Origin of the sequence: Streptomyces sp. NPDC050534 (assembly GCF_044457745.1) — a bacterium.
Lineage (GTDB): Bacteria > Actinomycetota > Actinomycetes > Streptomycetales > Streptomycetaceae > Streptomyces.
The window spans coordinates 313,824-337,021 of record NZ_JBITHF010000006.1 but is presented as its reverse complement, the minus strand read 5'-3'; the positions used below and the strand labels follow the sequence as shown (position 1 = coordinate 337,021).

20 protein-coding genes and 1 pseudogene are annotated in these 23,198 nt (G+C 71.2%); 10 read left to right on the top strand and 11 right to left on the bottom strand.

The genetic code is table 11. The annotated features are described in order from the left end of the window. Both ACIBN2_RS21630 and ACIBN2_RS21625 read left to right on the top strand, forming a co-directional pair. Positions 1-930: an acyl-CoA dehydrogenase family protein gene (locus tag ACIBN2_RS21630; RefSeq protein WP_399136284.1), complete on the top strand. Its 930-nt coding sequence runs from the start codon at positions 1-3 to the stop codon at positions 928-930. 487 nt (positions 931-1,417) lie between these two features. Beyond that, positions 1,418-1,879, top strand: coding sequence for an ATP-binding protein (locus tag ACIBN2_RS21625; RefSeq protein ID WP_399136282.1), 462 nt, complete (start codon positions 1,418-1,420; stop codon positions 1,877-1,879). Positions 1,880-2,283: 404 nt separating this feature from the next. On the opposite strand, the gene ACIBN2_RS21620 is transcribed toward ACIBN2_RS21625, so the two are convergent. After that, positions 2,284-3,210 carry a cyclase family protein gene (locus ACIBN2_RS21620; RefSeq protein WP_399136280.1) on the bottom strand — a complete coding sequence of 309 codons (927 nt, stop codon included), beginning with the start codon at positions 3,208-3,210 and terminating at the stop codon, positions 2,284-2,286. An 85-nt stretch (positions 3,211-3,295) separates the two neighbouring features. Between ACIBN2_RS21620 and ACIBN2_RS21615 the strand changes: the two genes are divergently transcribed. From ACIBN2_RS21615 to ACIBN2_RS21605, 3 genes are all read left to right on the top strand, one after another. Continuing rightward, positions 3,296-4,210, top strand: coding sequence for an SDR family NAD(P)-dependent oxidoreductase (locus ACIBN2_RS21615; protein WP_399136278.1), 915 nt, complete (start codon positions 3,296-3,298; stop codon positions 4,208-4,210). A gap of 96 nt (positions 4,211-4,306) precedes the next feature. Further along, positions 4,307-5,458 (top strand): acyl-CoA dehydrogenase family protein, encoded by a 1,152-nt coding sequence (locus tag ACIBN2_RS21610; RefSeq protein WP_399136276.1) that lies wholly within the window; start codon positions 4,307-4,309, stop codon positions 5,456-5,458. Further along, positions 5,458-6,507: a Zn-dependent alcohol dehydrogenase gene (locus ACIBN2_RS21605; protein WP_399136274.1), complete on the top strand. Its 1,050-nt coding sequence runs from the start codon at positions 5,458-5,460 to the stop codon at positions 6,505-6,507. Before ACIBN2_RS21610 ends, ACIBN2_RS21605 begins: the two co-directional genes overlap by 1 nt. Before the next feature lie 12 nt (positions 6,508-6,519). Here ACIBN2_RS21605 and ACIBN2_RS21600 read toward each other — a convergent pair whose 3' ends face one another. Further along, positions 6,520-7,527, bottom strand: coding sequence for a GlxA family transcriptional regulator (locus tag ACIBN2_RS21600; RefSeq protein ID WP_399136272.1), 1,008 nt, complete (start codon positions 7,525-7,527; stop codon positions 6,520-6,522). A gap of 71 nt (positions 7,528-7,598) precedes the next feature. On the opposite strand from ACIBN2_RS21600, the gene ACIBN2_RS21595 reads away from it, so the two are divergent. Beyond that, positions 7,599-8,939, top strand: coding sequence for an MFS transporter (locus tag ACIBN2_RS21595; protein WP_399136271.1), 1,341 nt, complete (start codon positions 7,599-7,601; stop codon positions 8,937-8,939). Here the strand turns inward: ACIBN2_RS21595 and ACIBN2_RS21590 are convergent. From ACIBN2_RS21590 to ACIBN2_RS21555, 8 genes and pseudogenes are all read right to left on the bottom strand, one after another. After that, positions 8,923-9,546: a flavin reductase family protein gene (locus ACIBN2_RS21590; RefSeq protein WP_399136269.1), complete on the bottom strand. Its 624-nt coding sequence runs from the start codon at positions 9,544-9,546 to the stop codon at positions 8,923-8,925. The genes ACIBN2_RS21595 and ACIBN2_RS21590 overlap by 17 nt on opposite strands. Before the next feature lie 42 nt (positions 9,547-9,588). Beyond that, positions 9,589-10,389, bottom strand: coding sequence for an enoyl-CoA hydratase/isomerase family protein (locus ACIBN2_RS21585; protein WP_399136267.1), 801 nt, complete (start codon positions 10,387-10,389; stop codon positions 9,589-9,591). Next, entirely contained in the window at positions 10,380-12,605 is a 2,226-nt protein-coding gene (locus ACIBN2_RS21580) for an acetate--CoA ligase family protein (RefSeq protein WP_399136265.1), read from the bottom strand. Before ACIBN2_RS21580 ends, ACIBN2_RS21585 begins: the two co-directional genes overlap by 10 nt. Before the next feature lie 103 nt (positions 12,606-12,708). Beyond that, positions 12,709-14,217, bottom strand: coding sequence for a flavin monoamine oxidase family protein (locus tag ACIBN2_RS21575; RefSeq protein WP_399136263.1), 1,509 nt, complete (start codon positions 14,215-14,217; stop codon positions 12,709-12,711). A gap of 136 nt (positions 14,218-14,353) precedes the next feature. Continuing rightward, entirely contained in the window at positions 14,354-16,462 is a 2,109-nt protein-coding gene (locus ACIBN2_RS21570) for a recombinase family protein (RefSeq protein ID WP_399136261.1), read from the bottom strand. Positions 16,463-16,698: 236 nt separating this feature from the next. Continuing rightward, positions 16,699-17,883, bottom strand: coding sequence for a flavin-containing monooxygenase (locus tag ACIBN2_RS21565; protein ID WP_399136259.1), 1,185 nt, complete (start codon positions 17,881-17,883; stop codon positions 16,699-16,701). A gap of 152 nt (positions 17,884-18,035) precedes the next feature. Further along, on the bottom strand, positions 18,036-19,631 hold the full coding sequence (locus ACIBN2_RS21560; RefSeq protein WP_399136692.1) for a subtype B tannase: 1,596 nt from the start codon (positions 19,629-19,631) through the stop codon (positions 18,036-18,038). Between the two features lie 187 nt (positions 19,632-19,818). Continuing rightward, positions 19,819-20,052: pseudogene (locus ACIBN2_RS21555) on the bottom strand (aldo/keto reductase); the annotation flags it as partial. 54 nt (positions 20,053-20,106) lie between these two features. Here ACIBN2_RS21555 and ACIBN2_RS21550 point away from each other — a divergent pair. The 4 genes from ACIBN2_RS21550 to ACIBN2_RS21535 are packed head-to-tail and all read left to right on the top strand — an operon-like array spanning position 20,107 to position 22,521. Further along, positions 20,107-20,559: a DoxX family protein gene (locus ACIBN2_RS21550; protein ID WP_399136258.1), complete on the top strand. Its 453-nt coding sequence runs from the start codon at positions 20,107-20,109 to the stop codon at positions 20,557-20,559. After that, positions 20,556-20,951, top strand: a complete 396-nt coding sequence (locus ACIBN2_RS21545) for a Zn-ribbon domain-containing OB-fold protein (RefSeq protein ID WP_399136256.1) — start codon at positions 20,556-20,558, stop codon at positions 20,949-20,951. The genes ACIBN2_RS21550 and ACIBN2_RS21545 overlap by 4 nt, the downstream gene beginning before the upstream one ends. A gap of 49 nt (positions 20,952-21,000) precedes the next feature. Further along, positions 21,001-21,600 carry a GNAT family N-acetyltransferase gene (locus ACIBN2_RS21540; protein ID WP_399136254.1) on the top strand — a complete coding sequence of 200 codons (600 nt, stop codon included), beginning with the start codon at positions 21,001-21,003 and terminating at the stop codon, positions 21,598-21,600. Between the two features lie 60 nt (positions 21,601-21,660). Then, a complete protein-coding gene (locus tag ACIBN2_RS21535; protein ID WP_399136252.1) occupies positions 21,661-22,521 on the top strand; it encodes a GNAT family N-acetyltransferase in 861 nt (286 codons plus the stop codon). A 3-nt stretch (positions 22,522-22,524) separates the two neighbouring features. On the opposite strand, the gene ACIBN2_RS21530 is transcribed toward ACIBN2_RS21535, so the two are convergent. Then, positions 22,525-23,190, bottom strand: coding sequence for a pyridoxal 5'-phosphate synthase (locus tag ACIBN2_RS21530; protein ID WP_399136250.1), 666 nt, complete (start codon positions 23,188-23,190; stop codon positions 22,525-22,527). Positions 23,191-23,198: the final 8 nt, after the last annotated feature.

Here is a 23,198-nt window from a genome sequence, read left to right as displayed (position 1 = left end):
GTGCGGTTTCAATTGACGGAGGTTCAGCGGGCGTTGCGCGGCGCTGTGCGGGCTGCGATCGGTCGTCGCGCGGCCAACGGTTCGTCGTGGCTGGTCGCGCCCCGCGGCGGAGCCGCAGATCGATACAGCCCCGCGCCCCTGAACGGCACTGCACGGACCGGCGATTCACAGCACCGTCTGGATCGGGATTTCTGGCGGGAACTCGGTGAGCTGGGGTTCTTTTCGCTGCGCATGTCCGAAGCAGACGGAGGAGCCGGACTCGGTCTGCCCGAGGCTGTGTTGGTGTTCGAGGAGGCCGGGCGGGCGTTGGTGCCCGGGCCGCTGATCGCCACGCACCTCGCCGCCGGGGAGGTCCCGGGCGCGGCGGAAGGGGAGGTCGTCGTGGCCGCCGCCGACGGGCGGCTCGTGGAGTGGCTGGACGAGGCCGACGTCGTGCGGCGGGGCGCCGAGGGGGCCGTACCGATGAAGTCGGTGGACCCGCTCACGCCCCTGCACCGGGTCCCCGCGCCGGCACGCACCGACCCCGTCGCCGTTCTGCTGACCTCCGCCGAGCAGCTCGGCACGGCCACGCGGGTGTGTGAGCTGGCCGTGCAACACGCCCGGACGCGCGAGCAGTTCGGGCAGCCGATCGGGGCCTTCCAGGCGGTCAAGCACCTGTGCGCGCAGATGCTGGTGCGGGCCGAGGTCGCCCGCGCCGCGGTCTACGCGGCAGCCGTCACCGCCGACCGGGCCGACATCGCCGCGGCCCGGCTGCTCGCGGACGAGGCCGCCGAGCGCGGCGCCCGCGACTGCCTCCAGGTGCACGGCGGCATGGGCTTCACCTGGGAGAGCGAGGTCCACCTGCATCTGAAGCGGGCCTGGGTCCGGGCGCAACGTGGCGGTGACGCTACGGAGAGTGAGGAGCTGCTCGCGGCCGATCTGGCCGTATGACCGGCACGGGCCTGCGATGTCACGGAATCCGACCTCGCAGATGTCGCGGATTGTGGCATACCGGAATTACGGAGCGTTGATATCGGGTTGTGTCCTATGCGTGACCCGTCACGTCCTGGAGTCGGCGCCCCGCTCCGGTACCTTCTGTGGGATGCGAGTCGTTCCGAGCGCGTGCCGTGCCGGTGTCGCCCCCGGGGTGATGCCCAAACAGGCCTGTTCGACTCCTCGCGGTGAGCGTCGCACAGTATGCCGCACGGGTACTCCTTCGCGCTGGAATATGCCCGAAGCGCTTGTTGGCGTGACTGTACGTCAACCATGCTGTCGTTTAAGGGATTCACGTTCCGTGACCCCTGCTCTGGGCTCTGTACTGGCCGTTGTTCTGGCCATGCAGAAAATGGCTACGATCGTGGCCCTCGTCGCGGCGCGGACGTGGCACGGGGTCATGTGTCCGCCGGTTCGGATGGTGTGAGCGGTGCAGGTGCTTCAGGTGCAGCTGGAAGTCCGGCCCGACCCTGCGGAGGTGGGGCGAGCCCGAAAGTGGGCCCGTTCGCGTCTCGCCGGGTCCGGCATAGAGGCCGACGAGCCGCTCGCCGAGACGCTGATCCTGCTCGTCTCCGAACTGGTCACCAACGCCGTGGTGCACACCGGCTGTCCGGCCGTCCTGCGCCTGTCCCTGCCCGGTGTGGCCGGTGAGTCGGCCACCGTCCGCCTGGAGGTGGCCGACAGCAGTGACCGGGCCCCCGTGCCCCGCTGCGCCGACGGTGACGCGACCGGCGGCCGCGGCCTCGCCCTCGTCGACGGTCTCGCCGACCGCTGGGGCTGGAGCCCCGAGGGTGCCGGCAAGCGCATCTGGTGCGAACTCGACCGCTGCGCACAGTCCCGCCAGGAGGCGGAGTCCTGCATGGGTGGGGCGCCGTTGTACGAGGGGCTGGCGTTCGAGGCGGTGTGACCGGCGCACGGAAGCGGGGAATCCGGTCAGGTCGGTGCACGGTCGCAAAGACCGCTGTCCTGTCAGGTCCGGCCGGGTGCGATGCGCCGGGACGTGCTTCTGTGCGCGCCCATGGCAAATCAGGGCTTAAGTAATAAATCCCCGTAGGGGTGTTGACGCAGCGTGTCCGTTTGATCACCCTATTGGTCTGCGGGTCGCCGTGAGGGGACGGCAAGGGCTTCGGTGACGGGAGCCCTCGTCGAGCGCGGGTCGCGGTTCGGCGCCGGTTCCGCCCAAGGGCCAGGCGGAATCGGCGGGGTGCGCCGAAGTCGGTCGGCGGTGCGTGGTGCCGCGCTCGGGACGGTGGGGGTCCTTCCCGCTCGAGTGCAGCAGAGAGTGGGAGGTGCGCCGCCGGCCGTATGTCCTTACAGGACGGCGACCGGCGCCACGGGGGTTCCCGTGGCGCCGACGAACGGCTCGGGCATCGCCGAGAGCAGGAACGCGTACCGGCCAGCTTCTCCACAGGCTGTGGACAACTCTTCGAGATTCCAGTTCTGGCCCTGCAGCATGCCCATCTCCACCAGGTCGAGCGCGTGCACGGGCAGCCACAGATCCTCGATCTCGGGAGGGAAGATCTCGAAGGTGAGGGTGTCGTTGGCCACGGCGGCGACATCGCGCGCGTGGAACCACTCCGGCGTGCGGACCGAGAGGCCCGGTGAGGGGTAGCCGTACGCCTCCCTGTCCCCGGCGAGGCAGACCTGGATCTGCCCGGTCCGTACGAGGACGATGTCGCCGGCCCGCACGCGGGTACCGCCGAACTCCTCCGCGGCATCCAGGTCCTCGGGGGTGACCGCGTGCCCGCCCGCCAGCCGGTCCACGCCCCGCGCACGGGCCACGTCCAGCAGCACCCCGCGCGAGACGATGTGCCGCGCCTTGTCGATGCCGGCGAACTCGGCGCCGCCGTGCGCCGTGACGGTGCCGGCCGGGCGGCCGTTGTAGAGCCGTCCCGAGTGCGAGACGTGGGGCAGCGCGTCCCAGTGGGTGGCCGCCTGGAGGCCCATGGTCACGGCGTCGTCACTGCAGGCGACCGTGCCGGGACCGAACAGCTCCTGGTTGATCTGCACCATCGTGTGCAGGGGGTTGACCCGGCCCGGGATCATCCCGGTCTGCACGCCGTCCTGCCTCAGGGGCAGGGCGAGCGGGACGCGACGGCCCGTGCGGACGGCCGCGGCGGCCTCGCGCACGACCTCGTCGGTGATCAGGTTGAGCGTGCCGATCTCGTCGTCGGAGCCCCAACGGCCCCAGTTGTTCACGCGCTTGGCGATCTCGTGGAACGAATCCGGCAACGACATCGGTCCTCCCCGGGGGCTTGTCTCCAGGTATCTGACGGGTCATAAAATCTAACGGTCCGTCAGAAACCGCGGGAAGGGGCCGGACGTGGGGAACTTCTTGGCAGGCAAGGTCGTCGCCGTGACGGGCGCCGGGCGGGGCATCGGGCGGGCGGTCGCACTGGCCGCGGCGGCCGAGGGCGCGAGGGTCGTGGTCAACGACTACGGCGTCTCCGTCGACGGCGCCTCCCCGGCCAGCGAGATCGCCGAGGCCGTCGTCAAGGAGATCGAGGCGGCGGGCGGGGAGGCGGTCGCCGTCGCCGACGACATCTCCACCATGGCCGGCGGGCAGCGGGTGGTGGATGCCGCGCTGGCTTCGTACGGGCGGCTCGACGGGGTCGTGTGCGTCGCCGGGATCCTGCGTGAGCGGATGCTGTTCAACATGTCCGAGGAGGAGTGGGACCCGGTCGTCGCCACGCATCTGAAGGGGACGTTCACCGTGTTCCGGGCCGCCTCGGCGGTGATGCGGAAGCAGCGGGCGGGGACGCTGATCGGGTTCACCAGCGGCAACCACCAGGGGTCGGTGTCGCAGGCCAACTACAGCGCGGCGAAGGGCGGGATCATCTCGCTGGTGCGGAGCGCCGCGCTCGGCCTGCACAAGTACGGGGTGACGGCCAACGCCGTGGCGCCTGTCGCCCGTACGCGGATGTCGGCGAACGTCCCGACGGAGCTCGCGGAGATGGGGGAGCCGGAGGACGTGGCGGCTCTCGTGGTCTATCTGCTGTCGGAGCGGGCCAAGGAGTACGGGGTGACGGGGCAGGTGTACACGATCGCCGGGGCGAAGCTGGCGGTGTGGGCCCAGCCGTACGAACTGCGTTCAGCTTTCGCGGAAGGGGGTTCCTGGACGCCGGAGACGATCGCGGAGTTCCTGCCGGGGTCCGTGGGAGTGGATCCGATGCCGATGCTTGAGCGGCTGGCGGCGATGGAGAGGGCGGCGGTGCGGGGGGAGCGGCCCAACGCCTAGGGGGTTGGGGGTTCTGTTGTGTGGCGGGTGCGGGTCTGGTGTGGCTTGTCGCGCAGTTCCCCGCGCCCCTAAAAGCCTTGCAGCTAGGGAGTCTCCGTGGATTTCGGGTTCAGTGGTGAGGACGAGGCGTTTCGCTGTGAAGTGCGGGAGTGGCTCGGGGTTCATGCCTCGGGCGCGAAGGACCGGCGGAGCTGGGAACAGACCCTTGGCGTGGACGGGTGGGTCGGGATCGGGTGGGGGGAGGCGGGGTTCGGGAACCGGACCGCCTCGCTCACTCAGCAGGTGGTCTGGGCCGAGGAGTACGCGCGGTCGGCCGCGCCGCCGCGGTCCGGCCACATCGGGGAGAACCTGCTCGCGCCGACGCTGCTGGCGCACGGGACGGACGAGCAGAAGGCGCGTTTCCTGCCGGAGATCGCGAGGGGGCGGGAGCTGTGGTGCCAGGGGTACAGCGAGCCCGGGGCGGGATCGGATCTCGCCGGGATCCGGACCAAGGCCGAACGGGGCCCGGACGGGACGTACCGGATCAGCGGGCAGAAGATCTGGACCTCTCTCGCCCATGAGGCCGACTGGTGCTTCGTGCTGGCGCGGACCGAGCCCGGATCGACGCGGCACCGCGGGCTGAGCTTCCTGCTCGTGCCGATGGACCAGCCCGGGCGCATCGAGGTGCGGCCGATCCGGCAGATGACCGGGACGAGCGACTTCAACGAGGTCTTCTTCGACGGGGCTTGTGCGCGTGCGGAGCATGTCGTGGGTGGCCTGGGGGGCGGCTGGCAGGTCGCCATGAGCCTCCTGGGGTTCGAGCGGGGGGTGTCCACGCTCGCCCAGCAGATCGGGTTCGCGGCCGAGTTGGGGCGGGTCGTCGAGGCGGCCGTGAAGTCGGGGGCCGTCGCCGACCCCGTCGTACGGGAGCGGCTGGTGCGGCAGTGGGCCGAGCTGCGGGCCATGCGATGGAACGCCCTGCGGACACTGGGGAGTTCGCGGGACGCCGGGGCGCCCAGCGCGGCGAAGCTGCTGTGGGGCGGCTGGCACCAGCGGCTCGGGGAGCTGGCCATGGAGGTGCGCGGGGCGGCCGCCGCGGTCGGGCCGGCCGACTGGTCGTCCGCGGCGCCGTACGAACTCGACGCGTTGCAGCACCTGTTCTTCTTCTCCCGGGCCGACACCATCTACGGCGGCTCGGACCAGGTTCAGCGCACGATCATCGCCGAGCGCGTGCTCGGCCTGCCGAGGGAGCCCAAGGGAGTCGCCTGATGCGCGGAGTGCTGTTCGACGGCAAGCGGGTCGAGGTCGTGGACGACCTGGAGGTGCGGGACCCGGGACCGGGGGAGGTGCTGGTCGCGATCTCGGCGGCCGGGCTGTGCCACAGCGATCTGTCCGTGGTGGACGGGACCATCCCCTTCCCCGTCCCCGTGGTGCTGGGGCACGAGGGGGCGGGCGTGGTCGAGGCCGTCGGCGCCGGGGTCACGCATGTCGTGCCCGGCGACCATGTGGCCCTGTCCACGCTCGCCAACTGCGGTACGTGCGCGGAGTGCGACCGCGGGCGGCCGACGATGTGCCGGCAGGCGATCGGGCGGCCGGGGCGGCCGTTCTCGCGGGACGGGCGGCCGGTGTACCAGTTCGCCTCGAACTCCGCGTTCGCGGAGCGGACCGTGGTGAAGGCGGTGCAGGCGGTCCGGATCCCCAAGGACATCCCGCTGCCGTCCGCCGCCCTGATCGGGTGCGGGGTGCTGACCGGGGTGGGGGCCGTGCTCAACCGGGCGCGGGTGGACCGCGGGGAGTCGGTCCTCGTCATCGGCACCGGCGGCATCGGGCTCAACGTCATCCAGGGCGCCCGGATCGCGGGGGCGATGCCGATCGTCGCCGTCGACGCGAACCCGGCGAAGGAGGCGGTGGCCCGGCAGTTCGGGGCGACGCACTTCCTGACGTCGACGGACGGGGTGAAGGACATCCTGCCCACGGGGGCCGACCACGCCTTCGAGTGCGTCGGGCGGGTGGAGCTGATCCGGCAGGCGGTCGACCTGCTGGACCGGCACGGCCAGGCGGTGCTGCTCGGAGTCCCGCCGGCGACCGCGGAGGCGTCCTTCCTCGTCTCCTCCATGTACCTCGACAAGTCCATCCTGGGCTGCCGGTACGGGTCCTCACGGCCGCAGCGGGACATCGCCCTCTACGCCGAGCTGTACCGGGCCGGGCGGCTGCTGCTGGACGAGCTGGTGACGGAGACCTATCCCGTGGAGGACTTCGAGAAGGCCGTGGCCGACGCGGAGGCGGGGCGGGTCGCGCGCGGGGTGCTCACGTTCTGACGCCGGTGGCCCTCACATCCTGACGCCGGTCCGGAAGGTGCGGCGGTAGGCGGTGGGGGTGACCCCGAGCGCCGTCTGGAGGTGCTGCCGCATCGACTGCGCCGTGCCGAACCCGGCCTGCTGCGCCACCTGGTCCACGGACAGGTCACTGGACTCCAGCAGGTGCCGCGCCCGCTCCACGCGCTGCTGGGTCAGCCACTGGCCGGGGCTGACGCCGACCTCCTCGCGGAAACGACGCGTGAAGGTGCGTACGGACATGGACTCCTGGGCCGCCATGTCGCGCAGCTGGAGCGGCTCGTGCAGCCGGCCGAGCGCCCAGGCGCGGGCGCCGGTGGTGGTGGCCAACTGGGGCTCGGGCACGGGGCGTTCGATGTACTGCGCCTGCCCGCCGTCCCGGTGCGGCGGCACGACCGTGCGGCGGGCCACCTCGTTGGCGACCGCCGTGCCGTGGTCGCGGCGCACCATGTGCAGGCACAGGTCGATGCCGGCCGCGACGCCCGCGGAGGTCAGGACGTCGCCGTCGTCGATGAACAGCACGTCCGGGTCGACGTCGATCTTCGGGAAGAGGCGCTGGAGCTGGTCGGTCTCCGCCCAGTGCGTGGTCGCGGGCCGGCCGTCCAGGTAGCCGGCGGCGGCGAGGACGAACACGCCGGTGCAGATCGAGGCGAGCCGGGTGCCGGGCCGGATGTGAGCGAGGGCGGCGGCCAGCTCGGCGGTGAGCACGCCCTCCTCGAAGACCGGGCCGAGTTCGTACGACGCCGGGACGACCACGGTGTCGGCGGTGGCCAGCAGTTCCGGGCCGTGCGCGACCGTGATCGAGAAGTCGGCGTCGGTCCGCACCGGGCCCGGCGGCCGGACCGAGCAGGTCATGACCTCGTACAGCCGGCGCCCCGCCGCGTCCTTGGGGCGCCCGAAGATGCGGTGCGGGATGCCCAGCTCGAAGGGGAGCAGTCCGTCCATGGCGAGGACGACGACGCGGTGCGGGCGGAACTCCGTGGCGGTGTCCATGACCGTATCCATGGCCCGATTCTAACGAATGCTGTCCTTCGGGCCAGTGGTTGCGATCGCTTCCGGCCTGGATGCTCTATGTCGTGACCCAGACAACCGAGGCCGCAGCCGCCGCAGAGGACACCCCGACCAGCAAGAGGCCGCGCCCGCGGCGGAGCCGCAGAACGTCACTGCACATGGCCTGGTTCGTCGCCGCCGTCACCTTCGTGACGATCATCGGCGCGGCCGCCTTCCGTTCCCTTCCCGGGCTGCTGATCGACCCGCTGCACCAGGAGTTCGGCTGGTCGCGCGGCACCATCGGCGCGGCGGTCTCCGTCAACCTCGCGCTCTACGGCCTCACCGCCCCGTTCGCGGCGGCCCTGATGGACCGCTTCGGCATCCGCAAGGTCGTCGCCGTGGCCCTGACCGTGATCGCGGTCGGCTCCGGCCTGACCGTGTGGATGACGGCGGCCTGGCAGCTGATGCTCTGCTGGGGGCTGCTGGTGGGCCTCGGCAGCGGCTCGATGGCCCTGGCCTTCGCCGCCACGGTCACCAACCGCTGGTTCACCGAGCGCCGGGGCCTGGTGACGGGCATCCTCACCGCCGCCTCGGCCTCCGGACAGCTGATCTTCCTGCCCGTACTGTCCTGGATCGTCGAGAAGCACGACTGGCGGCCGGCGGCCGTCACGGTTGCCCTCGCCGCCCTCGCGGTGGTCCCTTTCGTCTGGCTGCTGCTGCGCGACCACCCGGCGGACGTGGGCCTGAAGCCGTACGGCGCGCAGGAGTTCGTGGAGAAGCCCCCGCCCGCGCAGGGCGCCGCCCGCCGAACGATCAACGTCCTGGTGAAGGCCTCCCGCACCGGCACCTTCTGGCTGCTCGCCGGGACCTTCGCGATCTGCGGTGCCTCCACCAACGGCCTGATCCAGACCCACTTCGTGCCCGCCGCCCACGACCACGGCATGCCCGTCACGGCGGCGGCCTCGCTGCTCGCGGTCATCGGCGTCTTCGACGTCGTCGGCACGATCGCCTCCGGCTGGTTCACCGACCGCTTCGAACCGCGCCGCCTGCTGGCCGTCTACTACGCCCTGCGCGGCATCTCGCTGCTGTTCCTGCCGATGCTGCTGGCGCCGTCGGTCCACCCGCCGATGCTGTTCTTCATCGTCTTCTACGGCCTCGACTGGGTCGCCACCGTCCCGCCGACCGTCGCCCTGTGCCGCGAGCAGTTCGGCGACGACAGTGCCATCGTCTTCGGCTGGGTGCTCGCCTCCCACCAGGTCGGCGCCGCGCTCGTGGCCTTCCTCGGGGGCGTGGCCCGTGACGTCTTCGGCTCCTACGACATGGTCTGGTACGCCTCCGGCGCCCTGTGCGCGGCGGCGGCGCTGATGGCGCTGGTGATCCGGCGCAGGCCGGCGCCCGTGCCCGCGGCGGTCACGGCGACGGCGTAGAGGAACCGGCCTGGACGAACCGGCCCTTGTGGAAGAGCAGCGGCTCCCCGTCCTCGTCGCCGGCGCCCAGCGCGTCCACCCGGCCCACCACGATGAGATGGTCGCCTCCGGTGTGCACCGCGTGGATCGTGCAGTCGATCCACGCGAGCACGCCGGCCAGGCGCGGGGAGCCGGAGACCGGTGCCGCGTCGTGGGCGACGCCCGCGAACTTGTCCGCGCCGCTCACCGCGAAGGACCGGCACAGTCCGCCCTGGTGGCCGGCGAGGACGTTGACGCAGAAGACGCCCGCACGGGCGATGCGCGGCCAGGTCGTCGACGTACGGCCGACCATGAAGGCGATCAGCGGCGGGTCGAGGGAGAGGGACGAGAACGACTGGCAGGCGAAGCCGGCGGGGGCGTCCTCGCCGGGGGCCGCCGGGGCGGTGACGACGGTGACGCCCGTCGCGAAGCTGCCGAGGACGCGCCGGAACTCGGCCGGGTCGACCGGCGCCCGCTCGTCCTCGCCCACGCATCTCAGTTCCGGTCGCGGCAGAGCGTCCACGGGGACCGGAGCCCCGGCCGACCTGAGGTAGCGGACGGCTGCTGCGGCCGCCCCTGCGTGTCCCATCACGTTCTCCATTGAAGCTGACGGTGCGTCAGATGGGAAGGGTCAGCGGCCCCTGTACTCGGGGGTGGTGCGCTGCACGAAGCTGCGTACGCCCTCCCGCGCGTCCTCGGTCGTCATGTTGATCTCCTGCGCGGCCGCCTCGGCGGCGAAGGCGGTGGCGCGGTCGGAGTCGAGCGAGGCGTTGACGAGCTGCTTGGTGAGGGCGAGGGCGCGGGTGGGCCCGGCGGCCAGCCGCGCGGCCCACTCGCGGGCCGTCTTGTCGAGCTCCCCGTCCGCGACGACCCGGTTGACCAGCCCCAGGCGCTCGGCGTCGGCGGCGCAGAGCGCGTCACCGAAGAACATCAGCTCCTTGGCCTTCTGGGGGCCGATCAGACGCGGCAGGAGGTACGCCCCGCCGCCGTCCGGTACCAGGCCGCGCCGTACGAACACCTCGATGAAACGCGCCGATTCGGCGGCCAGTACCAGGTCGCAGGCGAGGGCGAGATGGGCACCGAGTCCGGCCGCCGTGCCGTTCACGGCGGCCAGCACCGGTTTCTCGCAGTCGAGGACGGCGGCGACCAGCCGCTGGGCGCCGAGGCGCAGGGTGCGGGCCACATCGCCCGCGACCCGCTCGCCCGAGCCCCCGCCGCCCCGCAGATCGGCCCCCGCGCAGAAGCCGCGGCCCGTGCCGGTGAGGACCACGGCCCGTACGTCCGGGTCGGCCGAGGCGTCCGCGAGCAGGGCGATGACGCGGTCGCGCTGCCCGGGGGTGAGGGCGTTGAGGGCCTCCGGCCTGTTGAGCGTGATGTACGCGACCCGGCCCGCGGTCTCGTGCAGCACCCACGTCTGCTCGTTCACCGGCACACCGCCAGCGCGTCCAGGGCCACGGCTCCCTGCCCCTGCGGCAGCACCATGAGCGGGTTGATGTCGAGCTCGGCGAGGTCGTCCCCGAGTTCGAGGGCCATGCGCTGCACCCGCAGCACGACCTCGACGAGGGCGTCGAGATCGGCCGGCGGGCGTCCGCGCACCCCGTCGAGCAGGGCCCGCCCGCGCAGGTCGCCGAGCATGTCCCGGGCCTGGTCCTCGCCGAACGGCGGCACGCGGACGGCGACGTCCCGCAGGACCTCCACCAGCACCCCGCCGAGCCCGACCGTCACCGTCGGCCCGAACAGCTCGTCGTGCGTGACACCGACGACCATCTCCACGCCCCGCTCCACCATCTGGCACACCAGGACGCCGTCCAGGGCCACCCCCTCGTAGCGGGCGATGTCCGTCAACTCGCGGTAGGCGTCGCGGACCTGGCTGGCCGAGGTGAGCCCGATCTTCACCAGCCCCAGTTCGGTCTTGTGGGCGATCTGCGCGCCGGACGCCTTCATCACCACCGGGTAGCCGACCAGGCTCGCCGCGCGGACGGCCGCCGCCGCGCTGGTCACCAGCTGCTCGCGCGGGACACGGATGCCGTACGCCCGCAGGAGCTGCTTCGCCGCGTGCTCGCTGAGCTGCCGGCCCGGGCACATCAGGGCCTGCGCCTTGCGGAAGGAGGGGGAGGTGGTGCGGGGGGCCTCGTCGAAGGGCGAGCGGTAGCCGGCGACGAAGCGGTGGTGGTCGAGGTAGGCGCGCACCGCGGTGATGCAGTTCGCGACGGTACGGAAGGTGGCGACCCGGGAGGAGCCCAACAGGATCTCCCGGTAGGCCGGTTCGGTGCCCACGGGAGATCCCCAGACCACGCAGACCAGCTTGTCCGTCCGCTCGGCCGCGTCCACCAGGTCCCGCACCAGACGGTCGCTGAGCGGTGGGAAGGGGCCGGTGATCGGGCAGATCAGGACGCCCACCCCGGGGTCGTCGAGGATCGCGTCGATGATCTTCCGGCCGCGGTGGTCGCCCACCGGGTGCCCGCCGTTGTCGACGGGGTTGGCCACGCTCAGGTACTCGGGTATCCACTGGTGCAGCTCTGTCTGCTTCGCCTCGGACAGCACCGGCAGCCGCAGTCCCGCCTCCGTCGCCAGGTCGGCGAAGTGGGCACCGGTGCCGCCGGAGATCGAGTAGACGACGACGCCCTCGGCGCGCGGCGGCCGGGCGCGGGCCAGCAGGGCGGCGGTGTCCTGGAGTTCGTCCAGTCCGTCCACCCGGATCACCCCGAACTGCCGCATCGCCGCGTCCACCACCGTGTCCGCGCCGGTCAGCTTGCCGGTGTGGGAGGCGGCCGTGCGGGCGCCGGTCTCGGTGCGTCCCACCTTGACGGCGACGACGGGCACCCCCCGCCGGGCGGCCCGGTCGGCGGCGAGCAGGAACGACCGGCCGTCCTTCAGCCCCTCCACGTAGCAGGCGATGGCGCCGACCTCGGGCCGCTCGGCGAAGTAGGAGATGAAGTCGGCGGTCTCAAGGTCTGCCTCGTTGCCGGTGGGCGCCCAGTGGGAGAGGCGGATGCCGAGCTCCTGGAGGGAGAAGACGGGGCGGCCCTGGTGTCCGGACTGGGTGATCAGCGCGATGGCCGGCCCGTCGAGGTCGTCCCGGAAACGCTCGAAGGCGTTGAGGTTGGTGTTGGGCCCCAGCAGCCTCATCCCGGAGCGGGCCACGGAGGCGGCGAGCCGCTCCTGCGCGGCCGCGCCCTCGGCGCCGGTCTCGGCGAACCCGGAGGCGAAGACGACCGCGAACCTCACCTTGGCCTCGGCCAGTTCCTCGATCACGGCGAAGGGGTCGGCGAGCAGCAGGACGGCCAGGTCGACCTGCTCGGGCAGCTCGGCGACCGAGGGTGTGCAGGGGATGCCGAAGACGGACGGGCGGCTGGGGTGCACGGGGTGCAGCCGCGCCCCGACCCGCTCCGCCCACGCCACCAGCTGACGGGTGATGCCGGTGTTGGGCCGCCCCTCGGTGTCCGAGGCGCCGATCACGGCGACGGACTCGGGACGGAAGAACCGGTCGAGGTCGGGTACGTCGGCGTACAGCGGCCGCCCGCCGACGTCGAGGTCGTCGACGTCCGCGGGCCGGCCGTGGACGGCGGGCCCGGGTTGCTCGCCGCAGGCGATGACCCGGGCCCGGCGGGAGTCGGTGGTGAGGGTGCCGTGGGTTGATCCAAGCATCGGTCCGCCCGCTCCTGTGTGACAGCAAATAACTGACGCTCTGTCAGATTACTGAACTGACGCCCAGTCAGGAACGGGTCGGGCCGCAAATGGTTGCGGCCGGCTACAACTCCGCCAGCACTTCCTTCGCCACCCGCTCGCCCGAGCGCACCGCTCCGTCCATGAATCCGTTCCAGTGCGTGGAGGTCTCGGTGCCCGCCCAGTGGATGCCGCCGACCGGCTTGCGCAGGGAGGCGCCGTACTCGGTGAGCACGCCGGGCGGGGCGTAGGCGACCGGGCCGCCGCGGGAGAAGCCCTCGTTGTCCCAGCGCTGGAGGACGAAGGCGGTGGGCGACTTGGCCTTGTCGCCGAAGTAGTTGGCGTAGTCCTTCAGGACGGCGGCCCTGACCTCGTCGGTGCTCGCGGCGTCGTAGGCCCGCATCTCGTCGGCCTCGATGAAGCCCATCAGGGCGCCGTAGGAGGTGTCCGGCGGGGAGTTGTCGAAGGTCGAGCGGACCACGCCGGAGTCGCTGACGACCTGGCCGTTGAGGCCGTCGGCCCGCCAGAAGGGGCTGTCGTAGACGGCGATCGCCTTCCCGATGGAGCCCATCGGCAGGCGCTGGCTCAACTGGTCGCGGGCGGCCGGGAGCAGGGGTTCGTAGGAGATGCGGGCCGCGAGCGGCGGCGGTACGGCGACGACGACCTTCTTCGCGGTCACCGTGATGCCGTCGGCCGTGACGAGGTACGTGCCGCCGGACTGCCTGATCGAGCGCACCGGCGCGCTCAGCACCACGCGGTCGCCGAGGGTGGCGGCCAGCTTGACCGGCACCTGCTGGGATCCGCCGACGAAGCGGGACTCCTGGGCGCCGTTCGCCGTGTCGGTCAGGCGCTCCAGGCTGCCGACGTTCGACTCGTTGCCGGCGGCGGCGATGTAGAAGAGGACGAAGAGCAGGGAGAGTTCGCGGGGCTGCGCCGAGAAGACCGACGTACAGGCCACGTCCAGCAGGAACTTGGCCGACGGGACGATCGCGTTGGCGTTCAGCCAGCTCTCGAAGGTCTGCTTGTCCCACTCGGCGGCCTTCGGCGCGGTCCACGGCGCGTCCAGCGGGATCTGCTTGGCCATGTCGTCGAGGGACGCCTGCACGATCGCGGCGTTGGCGAGGCCCGCCGCGTCGATCGGCGGCACCGAGCCGAGGATGCCGTCGGTGGCGTACGGGGTCCTCGTGCCGTCCTTGTAGAGGAGGTTCTTGCCGGTGTTGTAGGTCGGGAAGGTCGCCACGCCCAGCGAGTCGGCGAGGGCCTTGATGCGGTCCTGGGTGGGGCCGATGAACTCGCCGCCGCCCTCGGTGAAACCGCCGCCCGGCAGCGGCAGGTTGACGACCCGGCCGCCCACGCGGTCGCGGGCCTCCAGGACGGCCACGGTCTTCCCGCCTGCCACCAGGTCGCGGGCCGCCGTGAGTCCGGCGAGCCCGCCGCCGACAATCGCGACGTCCACGGTCCGCGAGCCGGCCGCGGCCGCAGGGCCGGCGGCGGTGCCGGTGAGGGTGACGGCCCCGGCGGCGGCCGCACCGCCGAGCAGTGAACGCCGGGTCACAGGGCGGGGGTTGTGCTGTCTTTCGCGTGCCACGTGCATCCTCCGGGTGGAGAGAGTGTGGAGCCAGAAAGTGAGCAGTGTTCAGATTCTGGCCCCGCAGGGCGGCACGCTTCAACGCTCCCGTCACATCTGGCGCATGCGTAACGGGAGCGCTGCTGCGATCAGTTGGGGGTCTCTACCTCACCGGAAGCCGCGAGAGCGTCCCTGCGCTGTCCTTGGCCACGGCCTTCGCGATCCGCTCCACTGTGATCGCCATCTCGCGGAGATCGTCGTTGAGGGGGCTGGAGACTGACTCGCCATTCGTAAGTTCGGTCAGATCGTTCTCTGCGGCCCCCATCAAGGCCAGGACACCGGTACGGATCTCCCCGGCCACCTGAAGAGGCGGGATCAACGGGTGGCGGTAGACCTCTGTGCCAGGTCCGGAGGCCGCCAGGTGACGCATGAGTGTCTGCCAGGCCCCGCTACGGAACCAGACCCCCTGTCGCTGCCGGAGCGCCTCCGGGTCGCCCCGGTCCGCCAGCTGTGACCATTCCATGCCGTGGCGAAGCCGGTGCAACATGCCGTTGAGAGCCGCCCGCAGATCGAGTTTGGTCATCGAGAAGTGCCGCGGTCCGTGGAACTGAGTGATGACTTCCCGCGCCTCTTTCCACTGGGCCTCGGTCACGTCCGGCGGCACAGGGATGCCGCTTTCGTGATGCCAGTTGGTGACCTTGCACGACGCCCCGGAACGCTTGACGAAACGATGTGTGTCAGGGATAACCACGATCCGGAACATGTCAAAGATCTCTCGCTTCTCGGCCTGGCTCAGATCCGCCAGCTGCTTCCGGGAAGAACGAGCAAGGGCGGCAACGGCGTTGGCTTGGATTCGGACCTGGGCATGCTCGGCCTGCCAGTGCCGTACCTCTGCGAGTTGAACCTCCCAGCCGTCCACTTCCTTCTGCAATTCCCTCACTGCGGCCGCTGCCACCTCCGGGTCCATTCCGGCCTTGATGTACTGGGGGACGGTGCCGGCGATCAGCTGTTTCTGCTCTTCGATAAGCGCCCTGAGGCTTTGCTCCCGCTCGGCGTACTTGTTCTGGCTGCCGGGGCGGATATCGACCCACCGGTCGGCCAGGGCTGTCATCCGGCCTTCGTCTCGGAGAAGTCCCGTGACCTTGTTCCAAACGGTTGCTTCGACTTCGGCGGCGTCCAGGTTCGTACAGTCGCATCCCGGCTTCTTCGCAGCCCTGCCGTTCTCCATGACGACTTCAGGGCGCTGGCCCTGGCAATAGTAACTGCGGTGCTTCACCCGGCCGCCGCCGACGTAGACCCTTCCGCAGCCGCTGGCGATGTGGCCGCTCAGCGCGTAGATGCGAGCCACGTTCTGCGGCGTGTCCAGTGAGCGGCCCTTGAGGGCGTCCTTCAGCTCCATGTTCCGGCAGGGTGTGAGGACCTCTGGAACGGCGATACGCACTGGCTTGCCGTAGACGGGCGTGCCGTCCTCGCGCAGCTTGGTGGCCTTCTTGCGGTCACCGCGGCCGGTCTTGCGGTACGTGGTGCAACCGTCGAAGGTTTCCGCGTGCATCCGCTGGTAGAGATTCGTGCAGGTCCAGGGCTTACCGCTGCGCGTATACATCATCAGCCGGTTCAGCTCGGCGGAGGCCCCCTCGAAGCTCATCCTGTCGTCGACAAGGAGAGAGACGGCCTTGAGGATGACGCGAGCTTCGTCCTCGTTGATGACCAGGAACGAGCCCTTCTGCCCCTTGCCCCCGATCCTGTACCCGTACGGTGCGGGCCCGCCTGGCCAACCTCCGTGTTCGATCTTCTTGTTACGCCCGTCCAGCGTGCGTTGGCGGATGCGGTTCCACTCCGTCTCGGAGAAGAACACGTACTGCTGGAACAGTGCCCAGCCCAGTTCGGTACTGGTGTCGATGCCCTCCTCGACGGAGATGAAGTGGACGCCGATGTCCTGCATGCGCCAAGCCCAGTTGAAGGCGGCTCGTGCGGTACGGCCCACACGAGCCACATTGGCAACCACGATACGGTCGGCCTGCCCATCCCGGGCTCGCTGTTCCAGGCGAAGCATGTCCGGGCGCTGGTCGAGAGAACCGCTGACTCCCACGTCCGAGAAGACCTCGAGGAGAGTGCGGCGGGGATCTTCCGCTTCCCAGGCCCGAAGAACATCGTGCTGGACCTCGAGGCCGTACCCCTTGAGCTGCTCCTCGGTAGAACAGCGCTTGTATCCCAGGGCGACCACTTCCCGGCCCGAGGTGTTTGGGACGGGCAAGTGCGTACGCTTGGTCATGTCAGTCCTTCCGCGACTGGCCGGGCCCCGGGGTATGTGGCGTACCGCCGGGGTCATCCATGTGGCGCAAGACATTTAAGCCGCCGCACTGTCGCTGCGGGGTTGAACCAGGCCCTCATCAGGCTTTCTGATGAACTGTCATCCTGTTTGTCGGTGACTGCCCGCCCGTCCTCTGTCTGGTCGTCGGCGGCGAGACCGGCTGTGGTGCCGACTACGACGGAGGGGCACCTCGGATCTCACGGAAGACGGGAGAGCCTTCCGTCGTCGTTCCGGGCAACGGACTTCGCGATCTTCTCCGCATCGATCGCCACCTCGCGGAGATTGCCGCTGATCGGGTTGGTGTAGCCCTGGAAGTAGAGGCCGGGCGCGTGCTTGGAGGTGCGGGCGCCTTGGACTACCGGCCTGCCCGAGGCGTCCAGTACGCCGAGGTGGCCGACGAGGTCTTCGAGCCCACGGACGTATCCGGTGGCGGCGATGACGGCGTCCGCAGAGACACGGTTGCTGTCGGCGAGGATCACCTTGTCGTCCTCGAAGCCGTCGACGGCGGCCACGATCTCGACGCGGCCCTCGCGCACGGCGTCGATGAGGCCGACGTCGAGGACCGGGATCGCCCCCTCCTTGACTCTGCTGTACAGACCGGTGTCAGGACGCGGTAGCCCATGGGCCGACAGGTCCGGCACGCTGAGCTTCGCCACAGGCCTGGCGAGCCGGTCGACCAGTCCTACCGGCAGCCGCCGCACCAGGATGCTCGTGCGCTGTGCGGGCCATCCCGCGGTGGATCTGCGCACGATGTGCGGAACCGTTCGGACTGATACCCGTACCCGCGAGGCCCCGCCCTCCACAAGGTCGACGGCTATCTCGGCACCAGTGTTGCCGACGCCGACGACCAGCACGTCGCGACCGGCATAGCGAGCCGAGTTGCGGTACTCGCCGGCGTGCAGAAACTCGCCCCGGTATGTCTCCCGACCGGGCCAGTCCGGGACGTAGGGCGTGTGGTTGTACCCGGTGGCCACGACCACGGCGGCCCCGGTCAGTTCGCGCCCGCCGGTGGCGTGCAGCAGCCAGCCGGTGCCGTCGGGGGAGCGTTCGACGCGGGAGACCTCGACGCCGGTGACGATCTCCAGCGCGTGGGCCTCGGCGTACTTCTCCAGGTAGCGCACCATGTCGTCCCGGGCCACCCAGCGCCCGAAGCGGCGCGGTATGGGCAGCCCCGGAAGGGCCGACAGGCGCCGGGTGGTGTGCAGGCGGAGCCTGTCGTAGTGGCGCCGCCAGGCCGCGCCCACGCGGTCGGACTTCTCCAGGACGACGGCGCGTATGCCCCGGACCCGCAGCGTGTGCGCGACGGAGAGTCCTGCCGGGCCGCCGCCGATGATGTAGACGGGGCGGTCCGTGGGGGTTGGGGACGGTATGGAGTCGGCCATGTGCGCGAGCGTAATCACGCACCCGGTTGATGGGTCTCGGTCAAGACCGGAATTGGTTTCGGATTGATCACGGGTGTAGGAGGAGTGGGTGGGGCTTGTGACGTAGGCCACCTCGTTGTGGTGGTTCGGCGGGCGGCCCCACCCGCCCCGTCCTACTTCCCGGACCTGGCGCGGTGGCCCGTCACCTTGGCGATCCAGGTGATGAAGTCGCCCGGGTCGGTGTTGGCGCCGTGGCCCTGGTCCCAGTAGTAGAGGTGGTCCACGTCGTCACCGAGGTCGTCCAGGCGGGCCGCGAGGTTCGCGGAGATCACGTGCGAGGTGTCGGAGTCGTTGGTGCCGAGGCGGATCCACCAGTGCTTGGAGCGGCGGCCGTTGACCTTCTCCACCAGGTGGTACATCGGGTTCATCAGGTGCAGCTTCTCGGGGATGTCGGCGGCGACCCGCCTGGTGCCGAGCCCGGGGGTGTCGTTCTTCGCGCCGTACGCCGTGAAGTGCCGGTTCCCGGTGGTGCCGGCGCCGAACTCGTTGTTCTCGCCGGCCGACAGGTCGAAGGCGTCGAAGGCCGGGACCGTCTTCTTCCGGGCGCCGACGTGGGTGAGGAAGTCCTCCCAGGTGAAGGACGCCCTGCCGTTCTTCCAGGAGATGAAGGTGTTCTTGGCCAGATATGCCGTGCGGTCGGTGTCCGACAGGGCGGCGAGGTACCGGGTCGCCGACGGCTCCAGGTACTGCTCGACCAGGTACGTGTCGTAGTTGCGGGCGGTCAGCGGGCCGAAGCCGTTCAGGCCGCGCAGCCTCAACTGCGCCTGGTATTCGGCGAACTGGGCCTTGAGCGCCTTGGAGACCGTCTGGTCCACCTGCCTGCCCGTGCTCAGCGCGCTGGTGCCCCAGTTCCACTCGTAGGCGCCGTCGGCGTGCTCCAGGTCGGTGATCGGGCACCAGGCGCCGACCGCGAAGACCGCGTCGGAGGCGTCGGCGGCGCCCAGTTCCTTGAGGTACTTCTCGTAGACCGGGCTGTCGCCGGACGCGCCGAGCAGCGACGACAGGGCGCCGCCCGCGCTGGTCCCGGCGGAGACGATCCGGTCCACGTCGCCGGGGATGCGGCCCCGGTTGTGCTTGATGTAGCGCACCGCCGCCTTGAGGTCGACGATCGCGGCCGGGGCGGTGCCGTAGTACTCGCCGGAGGAGCTCTTGAGGCTGCGCCCGCGGGCGCCCGGCTCGACGACGACGTAGCCGGCGGCCAGCGCCAGGAGCTGGTTGGAGGCGGTGGCGCCGCCGGTGGCGTTGGTGTTCCCGTTCGCGCCCGGCGCGGACGCGGAGGCGCTCGGTGCGGCGCTCCCGCTGGGCGCACCGCCGCCGGGGGCGCCGCCGCCGGACATGCCCCCGGCGCCGACACCGGTGGCGTCCGCGACGGAGGAGGGCATGTAGCCGCCGATGGAGTTCGCCAGCAGGATCGGCGCGTTCGCGGGGTCGACCGTCGCGCCGTCGATCTCGACCGGGGCGCTGACGATGAGCGACTGGTACGTCGCGTCCACGGGGTCGGCGACATAGGTGATCGCCTTCCAGAAGTGGTACGTCACCTGGTGCTCGTCGCCGTCGGTGTCCGTGACGGTCGTCGTCAGCCTGGTGTACGCGTCCGGATCGAAGACCAGGCCACCCGCGGAGGACGAGGACTTCGCGTCGCCCGACGCCTGCGCGTCGAGCGCGACGCCGCCCACCGTGGCGACGCCCGCGGCGGCTCCGATGCCCATGACCACGGTCCTGCGACTGACTGCCCTGTGTTTCACGATTCGACTCCCTCAAGGATGCTCGGCCTGCGTCTGTGAAGGTAGAGGGAGTGCAAACAATATTGCCAACAATCTGCCCGGATTCACGGAGGATGCACAGCTTCACGGTGTGGTGGTCGTCGAGGCTGGGCAGCGCACCGTTGATGGCGGGTCAGGCGTCCAGGCGGCGCTCGGCGAGCCAGGTGACGATCTCGGGGTCGTGGTGATCGAAGAACAGCGAGCTGCCGGTGTCGAGGGCGGCGATCTGGGCCATCTGCTCGTCGGTGAGCCGGAAGTCGAAGATGTCGATGTTCTCGGCCATGCGCTCGGCGCGCACGGACTTGGGGATGGCGATGACGCCGCGCTGGGTCAGCCAGCGCAGTACCACCTGGGCGACCGACTTACCGTCCGCCGACGCGCAGGGTTCCGGGAAACCCTCATCTGACGTACCGTCAGATTCATGGACTCGATCTGGCTCAGTGGCGCTGAGTGGCTGGCCGTGCTGCGCATCGGCCTCGGGCTGTGGTGGCTGGAGAGCTGGCGGCACAAGGACCGCAAGGCCTGGTTCGAACGCGGCACCGGCATCGCGTGGGCGGCGTCGATCGCCGCGAAGCACCGCTGGGAGGCGGTACGGTCCGGCTTCGAGGTCATGGTGGCGCCGCGGCCCCGGACGATGGCGTACGTGGTGGTCTACGCGGAGCTGGCGATCGGCCTCGGGCTGGTCGCCGGGTTCCTGACACCGGTCGCGCTGGTCGGCGGACTGCTCCTGAACGTCCTCTACTTCACGCTCATGATCCACGAGGTGGCCGAGCAGGGGCAGAACTCGATGATGGCCCTGATGTCGGTGGTCGCGCTGTTCGCGATGTCGTGGCAGACCTGGTCGCTGGACAGCGCTCTGGGGCTCTTCGGATGAGCGCTCCCCACTTCGACGTGCCCGAGGCCGACGCCTTCACGCGGACGTACTGGGACGCGGCGGCCGAGGGCCGGCTGCTGATCCGCCGGTGCGGGGCGTGCGGGCGGGCGCACCACTACCCGCGGGAGTTCTGCCCCTTCTGCTGGAGCGAGGACGTCGCGTGGGAGCGGGCGAGCGGCCGGGCCGTGCTCTACACCTGGTCCGTGGTCCACAGGAACGACCTGCCGCCCTTCGGGGAGCGGACTCCGTACGTCGCCGCCGTGGTCGACCTCGCGGAGGGGCCGCGGATGATGACGGAGGTCGTGGGGCCGGTGGAGGACGGGCTGTCGGCGGGGATGGAGCTGGAGGTCGCCTTCCGGGAGGGGGCGCCGGTGTTCCGCCCGCGCGGCTGACGCGGTCAATGCCGGTGCGCGGACGAGCCGTACGGGTTTGAATGGGCCGGTGGCCTCCACCGGCGAGCACCTCACCGCGGTCCTGCCCGAACTGCACGGTCCCGGCATCCGGCTGCGCGGTTGGGACGCGGAGTCCGACGCCGATGTCGCGGCCTGGCTGCGCGGGATCACCGACCCGGAGTTCCGGCGCTGGAACACCCCCCACAGGCCGATCACCGATGCCCGCAGCGCCCGGGATTCCCTGCGCTCGAAGACACGGCTGACGGCGGAGGGGAGCGCGGCGTCGTACTGCGTCGTCGCCACCGCGAGCGGGACGGTGCTGGGCCATGTCGGCGTCAATGCCATCGACACCGTTCAGCGCGTGGCCCGCGTCGGCTACTGGGTGCTGCCCGAGGCCCGGGGGCGGGGCGTCGCGGTCGGCGCCCTGGCCGTGGCCTCCCGATGGGCGCTGACCGAACTGGCGCTGCACCGGCTCGAACTCGCCCACGCGCTCGGCCACGAGATCTCGTGCCGGGTCGCCGAGCGGTGCGGCTACCGGTACGAAGGGACCCTGCGCGGCGCGATGTTCGAGTCGGGGCGCTACGACACCTTCCGGGACGTCCATCTGCACGGCCGGCTGGCGACGGATCCGGAGCCGGGGATCCCGTAGGCCCCGGCGAGGGCTCCGAAACAGGAAGGCGCCCAGGACCGCCGTGCGGGATCATGAAGCATGCGCCCCGACGATTGGCACCTCATCGACGACCTGCCCGAATTCCTCGCCCGCGCGGGGGAGTTCCTGCGCTCCAGGCCCGCCCTGCACACCGTCCCGCTGACGGTGACCGAGGGTCTGCGCACGCGCGGACCGGACATGTACGGCGACGAGGCGCCCTGGTTCGGCGTGCTGGAGCGCGCGGGCACGGTCCGGGCGGCCTACTTCCGCACCCCGCCCTACCCGCTCCAGGTCACGCCCCTCGCCTCAGGGGAGGCCGACTCGCTCGCCGTCCACCTGGCCGGCCTGGGCCGCCCCCTGCCGGGCGTCTCCGGCGAGAGCACCACGGCCGCCGCGCTGGCCCGCGCCTGGCAGCGGCACACGGGCGCGACGGCGGCGCTGCACGAGCGCAACCGGCTGTACCGGCTGGGCACGCTCACGGTTCCGCAGCCGTGGCCGGCCGGGCGGGCGAGGGTCGCCGGGGCGGCGGACCGGGAGCAACTGGTGCGCTGGCACCGCGAGTTCACGACGGTCATCGGTCTGGAGGTGCCCTCGCGCGCGGAGAGCTGGGCCGACGCGCGCATCGCCTCCGGCGGGCTCACGCTCTGGGAGGACACCGGCGGCAGCCCGCTCTCCATGGCCGGCACCACCCCCATGGTGGCCGGCCAGATCCGCGTGGCACCCGTCTACACCCCGGCCCCACTGCGCGGCCGCGGCTACGCCGCAGCGGTCACGGCCGAGGTCAGCCTGGCCGCGCAGGCGGCCGGGGCGGACGAGGTCGTGCTCTTCACGGACCTCACCAACCCGACCAGCAACGCCCTGTACCGGCGGATCGGATACCGGCCGGTGGCGGACTTCGCGGTGTACCGCTTCACCGGCTGAGCCCTACGGCCACAGCAGCTCGCGCTCCCAACCCTCGTGCGAACGCCGGTAGTTCAGCCGTACGTGCCGCCGCCGCTCGTCGCCCTGGAAGAACTCCACGGTGTCCGGGTCCAGGCGGTACAGGGTCCAGGTCGGGACCGGTGCGTCCGGTTCCCGCCGAGCCTGGTCCCAGGCCGCCTGCGACATCTGCGCCAACTCCTCCAGCGAGCCGAGGACTTCGCTCTGCCGGCCCGTCAGCGCGGCGGCCAGTGCGCCGGTGGAGCGGGCGTGCAGATCGCCCTGGGAATCCTGCGCCGGTGCGGCGGTGACCGGGCCGCGGAGGCGGACCTGGCGGCCCAGCACGGGCCAGTAGAAGGCGAGGGCGGCATGCGGGCGGACCGCCAGCTGCGCGCCCTTGTGGCTGCTCGCGTGGGTGGCGAACGACCAGCCGTCCTCGTCCGCGCCGTGCAGCATCACGATCCGCACGTCCGGCAGGCCCGCCGCGTCCGACGTGGCCAGCGACATCGTGTGCGGCTCCCGCTGGCCGGCCGCCACCGCCTCGGCGAACCAGGTGGTGAACAGGGGCAGTGGCGCGGCGGGGGCGGCCGCCGGGTCGAAGGGCGGCAGCGCCGTCACCTCCGGGTCCCACACCCGAAGCGACCTCAGCAGTGCGTGCAGATCCGTTCCCATGCGCCGAT